Below are 5,409 nucleotides of genomic sequence, written 5' to 3' on the forward strand. Positions count from 1 at the left end.
GCCCCGGCGGCGGCAGCGGCGCGCGCCGCCCGCCCGGCACCTTCGGCCTGCAACGCATCAAATCGCTGGCTGCCGCTTTCGGCCAGGATACCGACGAGATTGACGCCGACCGCCGCGCCGGTGAAGGCGGCGGCCATCGCGGCATCATCGCTGATGTTGCCCGACACGATCTGGATCTGGCCCAGATCGCCCAGCGGCTTGAGGAACAGCGCACTGTCGGCATGGCGCGAGACGACCCGCACGCGGCAGCCGGCGCGGGCCAGCGCCTCCACCACGTAGCGGCCGATGAAGCCGGCGCCGCCGATCACGGTGACCAGTGCGCCGGCCGCCAGCACGGAATCGGATGCGGCCGCAGAGAGGGCCTGGGAGGGCGCTTGGACGGGCTGTTCAGGCATGGACACGGGCTTTAGCGCGTTGGCCGCAGCCTGTCTTGAGCCATCTTGCCCCGCGACCGAGCGCCCCGGCCCGGGCGGGCTATCGTTCCAAAAAGCCGCCGCCGGGTCATTGACAAGCCCTGATTCCACTCATAACAGCCGGCGCCTACCGCCCAAGCAATTGGGCCGTGCCCAGATGGCGGAATTGGTAGACGCACCAGCTTCAGGTGCTGGCGCTCGCAAGGGCGTGGAGGTTCGAGTCCTCTTCTGGGCACCATCATTCGGAAGGCCGCTCCGTCAGGAGCGGCCTTCTTTCTGAAGGGCGCGGCGCAGGAAGGCGTCGACGCCGGCAAACAGGGCCGCTTCCCGCCCGACCCAGACGTGGCCACCAGTGGGAAACAGCAGAAGCTCGGCGCCAGGCACGCTGGCCGCGATGTGGCGGGCGGCGGCGGCGGTCTCGAAGCGATCATCCTCCATCGAGACACTCAGCGTTGGCGCCCGAATACGCTCCAGGGCCTGGCGAGGCGGGTCCGCGGCAAAGCGGGCATCGTGGGCAAAGCCGCGCGCGCGGTCACTCACCGGCAGGATATCGCGCAGGATCGCGTGCACCCGCGCCTGTTCTGCAGCCGGAGCAGCGGCCACCAGCGCCGGATCGGTGGCCAGCAGGGTGCCGATCATCGCATCCGGCGCCAGCCTGATCCCCAGCCAGAACAGCAGGTCGGATTTCAGGCCATGCTCGATGATGGCCCGGGCCAGCGGCGTGGGCGGGCGCACCGGTGGCCGGCCAGGGGCAAACGCCGCCGGCACCAGCGCCACCAGGGCCGCACAGCGATCCGGATGACGGATGGCAAACGCGATCGCCGGCAGCGCCCCGGCCGAACCGCCAATCACCGGCGCCCGGTCGATGCCCAGTGCCGCCAAGAGATCGGCAAGGCCATCCGCCTCGGTGTCGGGGGTCGCGCCCGGCGGATAGTCGCTGGCCAGATACCCGATGCGCGACGGCGCGATCACCCGCCAGCCCAGTGCCACCAGCGGCGCGCCAAAGGCCAGCGCCTGATCGAAGCCGCCACCGGTGCCGTGGATCATCAGCAATGGCGGCCCGCTGCCGGCTTCGGCCAACTCGATGCGGCCATGGCGGGTGTCGACCAGGCGGCTGCGCCCGGCAAGCCGTTGGCGCGCGGCTGCCAGATCGCGGCGAAAGCCATCGGCGGCAAGGCCGGCGCCCATCGCGGCGGCAAGGCTGGCGGCAGCCAGGGCAAGAACGGTGCGACGACGCATCGGATCGGCGAGGGCCATGATGGCGCGCTGGCGGGGCCCGCGCCATGCGGGCAATCCCGCAATCCGGCACCGGCGGCGCTGGTGTTTTTGGTTGCGCTGGGGCGCGGCGCCGGCAAAGTCTGCGGGCGGACTTGCCCTGGAGAGAATGTGTGACGATGCGATGGATCACAGGTCTGGCGCTGCTGGCCGCGCTGGCCACCGGCGCGCAGGCAGCCCCCGCGGTGAGCGAGGCCGATTTCACCACCACGAACGTCCGTTTTGCCGACGGCAAGACGCTGCCGGAGCTGCGTCAGCATTATCGCACGCTGGGCACGCCGGTGAAGAATGCCAAGGGCGAGATCACCAACGCGGTGATGGTGCTGCACGGCACAGGCGGGACCGGCGCGCAGTTCCTCGCCCCCCAGTTCGCCCGGCTGTTCGAGAAGGGCGGCACGCTGGACGCGGCGAAATATTTCATCATCCTGCCCGATGCCATCGGCCATGGCGGCTCCTCCAAGCCTTCCGACGGCCTGAAGATGGCCTTCCCGGCCTATGATTATGCCGACATGGTGAAGGCGCAGGGCCTGCTGCTCGATCACCTGGGCGTCAAGCAGCTGCGGCTGCTGATGGGCACGTCGATGGGCTGCATGATGGGCTTCCAGTTCGGCGTCGATCAGCCCGGCCGCGCTAAGGCCATCATGCCGCTGGCCTGCAACGTGATCGAGATCGCCGGGCGCAACCGCATGTGGCGGGCGATGGCCATCCAGGCGATCAAGGCCGATCCCGACTGGCAGGGCGGCAATTACACCACGCCGCCGCTGAACGGCCTGAGGGTGGGCGTCGCGCTGCAGGCGATGGCCAGTTCGGCGCCGCTCAGGATGCAGGCCGATGCCCCCACCCGCACGGCGGCCGACACGCTGGCGGCCCAGGCGATGGAGCGCGGCCTTTCCGCCAGCGCCGATGCCAATGACCGCATCTACCAGCTGGAAGCCAGCCGCAACTACAAGCCGCTGGCACGGCTGGCGCGCATCCGGGTGCCGGTGACCTGGGTGAACAGCGCCGATGATTTCATCAATCCGCCCGGCGTCGGCACACCGGACAAATGGGCGCGATCGATGCCGCAGGGCCGTTTCGTGCTGATCCCGGAAAGCGCCGAGACGCGCGGTCACAGCACCCACACGTGGAGCAGCTTCTGGGAAGGCGAACTGAAGGCGCTGCTGGCGCGTAGCCAGTGACCCCGTCGCCAGGCACTGGCGACGCCGGCGGGCCGGTGCTGCGGCTGCCGCCGAGACTGAATGTGGCCGCCACGCTGGCCATCCGGGTGCTGGCGGTGCTGACGCTGTTTGCCCTGGCCGTGGGCGGGCACTGGTGGGAACGCGCCGGCCTCAAGGACAACATCGACGGCCATATCAGCTTCTCCGACGTGGTCTATTTCACCGCCATCACGGTGACGACCGTTGGCTATGGCGATATCGTGCCGGTGAGTGACGCCGCACGCATGTTCGACACGTTCGTGGTGACGCCCATCCGGCTGTTCGTGTGGTTGATCTTTCTGGGCACCGCCTATGGCTTCTTCTTCGAACGCGGCTGGCAACAGGTGAGGACACGCATGACACAGCGCAAGCTCAGCGGCCACGTGGTGGTGTGCGGCTTCGGCACCGGAGGCGCCGCCGCCGTTGAAGAACTGATCGCGCAAGGCGTGCCGCATGATCGCATCGTGGTGGTGGACAAGGAAGCGGACCGCATCGCGGAAGCCATGCAGTTTGGTGTGACCGGCATCGTCGGCGATGCCACCCATGATGCGGTGCTTGACACGGCTTGCATCAGCCGCGCGGCACGGGTGATCGTGGCGCCGTCGCGCGATGATGCGGCGGCATTGATCGTGCTCTCGGCCCGGCGGCTGGCACCGGCGGCACGGATCAGCGTTTCGGTGCGCGCCGAGGAGAATGCCGATCTGCTGCACCAGGCCGGTGCCGATGCCATCATCAACCCGGTGCTGCTCGGCGGCCATCTGCTGGCCCGCGCCGCCACCAACGGCCACGCGGTCGATTACATCATGGATCTGGCCGCCGCCAATGGCCGCGTCGCGCTGTGCGAGCGGCCGGTGCGTGCAGACGAGGTGGGCAAGCCGCTGGCGGCCATCACCACCGGGCTGGGGGTGCGCATCATCCGGGCGGGGCAACCGGTCGGTTGGTTTGATCCCGGTGCGCAGGCGCTCGAGGCCGGCGACCTGCTGGTGGAGATACTGAAGGTGGCGCGCTGATCAGGCTGGGCACTTGCCCGTGCCCGGCCCCTTCACGTGCCGGCCGGCGGCAGCACCGGTGGGCTGGCCATCGGCCAGCACCTGGACGCCGTTGACCCAGACCTGATCGACGCCGACGGCCAGCTGCTGCGGCCGGGCGAAGCTGGCGGTGTCGGCAATCGTGGCCGGATCGAAGATTACGATATCGGCAAAATTGCCGGGCTTCAGGCGCCCGCGACCTTCGATCCTCAGATTGTAGGCGGGCTGCGCGGCCAGCTTGCGCACGGCCTCGGCCAGGCTGATCACCTTCTCCTCGCGCACATATTTGCCCAGCACGCGGGCAAAATTGCCATAGGCGCGCGGGTGGGTGGAGGATTTGAGGAACACGCCCTCGGGCGCCTGGGCGCTGGCGTCGCTGGCAAAGCTGACCCACGGGATGGCCACCTGCTTTCGCACATTGTCCTCGTTCATCGAGAAATAGGCCACCTCGATGCGGCTACCGTCTTCGATCACGAGGTCGATCGCGGTATCTTCCGCGCTCTTGCCCCGCATGGCCGCCACCTCGGCCAGCGTCTTGCCGGTCAGCGGCTTCAGCGCCTCGGAACGGAAGCCCAGCAGCAGCACCTTCTCCGGCCCGCCGGCCTCCTGCATCGAATTGGTCTCGCCGGGCGGCGGGGACTTCATCTCGGCGATGACACGAGCGCGCGTGGCCGGATCCTTCATGCGCTCCACCCAGCGCTCGATCCCGCCCTCCTGCACCCACAGCGGCATCGAGGCATCGAGCCCGGTGGCGGAGGCGGCATAGGTGTACATGTCGGCGCTGAGCTGCACGCCGGCGGCGCGCGCCGCCTCGATGCGGGCGATCACGGCATCATATTTGCCCCAGCTGGCGCGGCCGGCCTGCTTCAGATGGTAGACCTCGGCCCGCGCGCCACTGCCCTGGCTGATGGCGATGATCTCGTCGATCGCCGCCTCGATTGTCGGGCCTTCGTTCCGGATATGGCTGATGTACATGCCGCCACAGTCCCCCGCCGCCTTCGCCAGCGCCGTCAGCTCGGCGGTGCTGGCATAATTGCCCGGCGTGTAGATCAGTGCCGATCCCACCCCCAGCGCACCCTCGTGCATCGCGGTCTTCACCAGCCCCTGCATCCGGGCCAGCTGCTCGGGCGTGGGCTGTACATTGTTCTCGCCCAGCACATGCACCCGCACCGTGGAGGCGCCGACAAAGCTGGCGACGTTCACGGCAATGCCCTTGCCCGCCAGCATGTCGAGATACTCGGCCAGGCTGGTCCAGTTCACCTTGTACCTGATGTCGTCCTGCCTGGCCTCGCGCACGGCCTTCATCGCCGGGGTCCACGGCCCCATGCTGCTGCCTTCGCCCATCACTTCCAGCGTGACGCCCTGCTTGAGGTCGGACAGTGCGCGGCCATCGACAATCAGCGATTCGTTGGCCCAGCTGAGCATGTTGATGAAGCCGGGCGCCACCGCGCGGCCCTTCGCGTCAAGGCGCCGGCCGGGCCCGGCCGGCGCCGCGCC

5 protein-coding genes and 1 tRNA gene are annotated in these 5,409 nt (G+C 68.9%); 3 read left to right on the plus strand and 3 right to left on the minus strand.

What is annotated here, in order from left to right:
* Positions 1–395 (minus strand): SDR family NAD(P)-dependent oxidoreductase (locus GJV64_RS10975; RefSeq protein ID WP_164157269.1); only part of this gene is annotated, 395 nt, incomplete at its 3' end.
* 169 nt (positions 396–564) lie between these two features.
* On the opposite strand from GJV64_RS10975, the gene GJV64_RS10980 reads away from it, so the two are divergent.
* Positions 565–651: transfer RNA gene (locus GJV64_RS10980), tRNA-Leu, on the plus strand.
* Between the two features lie 20 nt (positions 652–671).
* Here GJV64_RS10980 and GJV64_RS10985 read toward each other — a convergent pair.
* Entirely contained in the window at positions 672–1,670 is a 999-nt protein-coding gene (locus GJV64_RS10985; RefSeq protein WP_164157270.1) for an alpha/beta fold hydrolase, read from the minus strand.
* A gap of 137 nt (positions 1,671–1,807) precedes the next feature.
* Between GJV64_RS10985 and GJV64_RS10990 the strand changes: the two genes are divergently transcribed.
* Both GJV64_RS10990 and GJV64_RS10995 read left to right on the plus strand, forming a co-directional pair.
* Positions 1,808–2,866: an alpha/beta fold hydrolase gene (locus GJV64_RS10990; RefSeq protein ID WP_164157273.1), complete on the plus strand. Its 1,059-nt coding sequence runs from the start codon at positions 1,808–1,810 to the stop codon at positions 2,864–2,866.
* Positions 2,863–3,894, plus strand: coding sequence for a potassium channel family protein (locus GJV64_RS10995; RefSeq protein ID WP_164157271.1), 1,032 nt, complete (start codon positions 2,863–2,865; stop codon positions 3,892–3,894). Before GJV64_RS10990 ends, GJV64_RS10995 begins: the two co-directional genes overlap by 4 nt.
* On the opposite strand, the gene GJV64_RS11000 is transcribed toward GJV64_RS10995, so the two are convergent.
* Positions 3,895–5,409: N-acyl-D-amino-acid deacylase family protein (locus GJV64_RS11000; protein ID WP_164157272.1), on the minus strand; the 1,515-nt coding region annotated here is incomplete at its 5' end.

Source organism: Sandarakinorhabdus rubra (assembly GCF_010994245.1).
GTDB lineage: Bacteria > Pseudomonadota > Alphaproteobacteria > Sphingomonadales > Sphingomonadaceae > Sandarakinorhabdus > Sandarakinorhabdus rubra.